The sequence below is a fragment of the Peptacetobacter sp. AB800 genome (genome assembly GCF_047807365.1).
In the GTDB taxonomy this organism is placed as follows: domain Bacteria; phylum Bacillota; class Clostridia; order Peptostreptococcales; family Peptostreptococcaceae; genus Peptacetobacter.
Genome location: NZ_JBLOUI010000083.1, coordinates 1 through 1,540, shown reverse-complemented (window position 1 = coordinate 1,540; position 1,540 = coordinate 1). Strand labels below are relative to the sequence as shown.

Genomic DNA, 1,540 nt, shown 5'->3' with positions numbered 1-1,540 from the left:
AAAAGAGGATTAATAAGTTGCTTAGATTATTATATGAAATTGAACCGCGGAGTGCCGAACGGCACGCTCCGTGGTGTGAGAGGGGCTACAAGTTAGCCCCTACTTAATTGTAGGTGGTATAATTAAATAAAAGATACAAATATACAAAATGGTTGTGCATTTTACTAAAGGGAAGTGATTTCTATGAAAAAAATTATAAATAAAGAACAGTTATTAGAATTACTGAAAAATAGAAAAGAAAATGAAATACTAGATTTGAAGAACTGTATATTTAAGGATATGGATCTTACCGGATTAGATTTTAGAAATGTAGATTTAGATTGGTCAGATTTTGAGAATGTAAAACTTGCAAATGTAGATTTTGAAGGTTCTAATTTAAGCAATGTTTTTCTTGAACATGCAGATTTATCTAATGCTAGCTTTAAAAATTGTACACTACATGCGACTAATTTAAGATACACAGATTTAACAGATGTAGATTTGTGTGGAGCGGATATTTTTGGAGCTAACCTAGAAGAAGCAAAAATGGACGGTATAAAGACTGATGAAAACACAAAACACTACAAAATGGTATGCCCAGAAACAGGAGCGTTTTTAGCGTGGAAAACTTGTTTCAATACTAGACTTGTTAGACTTCTAATTCCAGCAGATGCTAGAAGAACTAGCTCTACATTAAATACTTGTAGATGTGATAAGGCTAAGGTGCTTGCTGTAACAGATCCAACAGAAACTGTTAAATTTGATGAGGCTGTTTCCTATGTAGATGGAGATTTTGTATATAAGGTTGGAGAAATGGCTTATGCTAAAGGATTTAACCCAGATAGGTGGAGAGATTCTACAGGTGGAATACACTTCTTTATGACTAAAGAAGAAGCTTTGGGATATCTAATGAGCATAAGTGGAGAGCAGAGTGAGACGGCTACAGATTGGACTAAAGAAAAATAAAAAATAGATTTTTTTAAAATTAAAGAATAAGATAGGATATAAAAATAGATTTGTTATTAAAAATATTGTAGAATACCTATTTTATATGTTAATATATACTTTGATTGACTTCGAAAGGTAGGTATAAATAAAATGGGTACTATACTATTGTTAAAAAGATTTTTTGCTATATGTATATTATGCCTAGGTGCAAATATACTTGTAGATAAATTTGATAAAGACTTAAAACTTTCAAAAACTATGAGAAGAGTGATTTTATTTGCACTTTATATTGGTGTAGCTGTCCTTGTAACTTGGGCATTTTAGTTTTAAGACTGGATTATAAAATTTTTATATATAAATATAAAAAAACTATTTAAAAAATGTATATTTCGTTATACAATACACATTGTGAATTAAAACAATATGAATTTAAAATAATTAATGGTAACAAAGCGTTGAGTGCTGCTTCATTTAAATGACGGTATTCGACGCTTTATTTTTTTATGGCGAATTGTCAAGCTAAGTGCAACAGTTTATCATAAAATATCTCGAAGGGTGTTTTAAACCCTAAACATTTTCTTGGTCTAGTATTTAGTTTATACTCAACTAACTG

Annotated in this window: 2 protein-coding genes; both read left to right on the top strand. The window is 30.1% G+C overall.

Annotated elements, in window-relative coordinates; all coding sequences use genetic code 11:
- The first annotated feature begins 183 nt into the window (after positions 1 to 183).
- Positions 184 to 945: a pentapeptide repeat-containing protein gene (locus ACK2WN_RS12040; protein WP_300529309.1), complete on the top strand. Its 762-nt coding sequence runs from the start codon at positions 184 to 186 to the stop codon at positions 943 to 945.
- Positions 946 to 1,077: 132 nt separating this feature from the next.
- On the top strand, positions 1,078 to 1,251 hold the full coding sequence (locus ACK2WN_RS12035; protein WP_006441087.1) for a hypothetical protein: 174 nt from the start codon (positions 1,078 to 1,080) through the stop codon (positions 1,249 to 1,251).
- Positions 1,252 to 1,540 lie beyond the last annotated feature (289 nt).

Bases quoted from the DNA above. Each gene is read 5' to 3' on its own strand.
- ACK2WN_RS12040 (WP_300529309.1), top strand. From the start codon at position 184: ATGAAAAAAATTATAAATAAAGAACAGTTATTAGAATTACTGAAAAAT.
- ACK2WN_RS12035 (WP_006441087.1), top strand. From the start codon at position 1,078: ATGGGTACTATACTATTGTTAAAAAGATTTTTTGCTATATGTATATTA.